A 488-nucleotide genomic window follows, 5' to 3' on the forward strand; every position below is an offset into this window, starting at 1 on the left:
TGGCGTACAATTCACGATGTTGAGCACTTCATCAACATTACCTGTGTTATTCGCAGCTTTTGGTGCAGATATGATAGGCGTAACTAATATGCTTGTAATTATAGGAGTGCCTTTAATTTTTCTTGGCTTATATGGACTTACAAGAAAAAAAATAGTAAATTATTTGAAGACAGCAACCTAAATAAACAATTATTTGCATATAACAGCAAATATCAGGGAGAATTTAAAGATTAAATGCCACTATTACGTAAATATATAAAAAGATCTATTAAAAAAGATAAGCTTGTTAAACTAAAGGATAAAATTTATTTATCAATTAGCAGCGAGGGCCTGGGGCATTCAAGTCGGGCTTTAGCAATAATGAGGGAATTTTCCCCAGAAGAAATAGTGGTTGGAAGTTATAATTACGCTTATGAAAGATTTAAGCAAACGGAATATCCCTGTGTAGAGCTTTCTCGAGAGCTTAAACTGATTGGAGATCAGGGAAC

2 pseudogenes (1 of these 2 only partly in view) are annotated in these 488 nt (G+C 33.6%); both read left to right on the top strand.

Features of this window, described 5'->3' with window-relative positions:
• Positions 1–181, top strand: a pseudogene (locus A2255_00040) (hypothetical protein); it begins 1,223 nt to the left of the window's first position.
• 53 nt (positions 182–234) lie between these two features.
• Positions 235–488: pseudogene (locus tag A2255_00045) on the top strand (hypothetical protein).

It is taken from the genome of Candidatus Melainabacteria bacterium RIFOXYA2_FULL_32_9 (genome assembly GCA_001784615.1).
In the GTDB taxonomy this organism is placed as follows: domain Bacteria; phylum Cyanobacteriota; class Vampirovibrionia; order Gastranaerophilales; family UBA9579; genus UBA9579.